Below are 545 nucleotides of genomic sequence, written 5' to 3'. Positions count from 1 at the left end.
GCCTAGTGCAGAAGGTACGGTCGGAATCATTTCCACCTGGATTATCGCCGCTTTACGGAATCAGACATTCTTCACACTGACTGAACTTAACGCGGCCATCGCTGAAAAACTCGCAGCGTTTAATAAGCGCCCTTTTCAGAAGAAGCCAGGCAGCAGGCTCAGTACGTTTCTTGATGAGGAGAAACATACCCTGCAACCGCTGCCAGTTTCCTTGTACGAATGCGCCACCTGGAAAGTCGCCACCGTACAGTTTAATTATCACATAGCTGTCGACAAGATGTATTACAGCGTCCCCTATGAATATATCAAGCATAAAGTAGATGTCCGCATCACCAAAGGTGTCGTCGAGGTATTCTACAACCATCATCGCATTTGCTCTCACCCCAGGCTCTACGGACGTCCTGGCCAATATCATACGGTCGCCGATCATATGCCGGACAAACATAAGCAATACGTTCAATGGAATGCTGAGCGCTTTGTGTCATGGGCGCAGCAAGTCGGTCCTTACACCACTGTAGCAATTCAAGCCATTCTGGCCGGCCATC

The 545-nt window shown here is 49.4% G+C and carries 1 protein-coding gene; it reads left to right on the top strand.

Annotated features, from left to right (window positions below):
- Positions 1-545: Mu transposase domain-containing protein (locus ACFO8Q_RS23795; RefSeq protein ID WP_417323483.1), on the top strand; the 545-nt coding region annotated here is incomplete at both ends.

Source organism: Effusibacillus consociatus, from assembly GCF_042652925.1.
GTDB lineage: Bacteria > Bacillota > Bacilli > Tumebacillales > Effusibacillaceae > Effusibacillus > Effusibacillus consociatus.
This window is presented reverse-complemented; position numbering and strand designations above follow the sequence as displayed.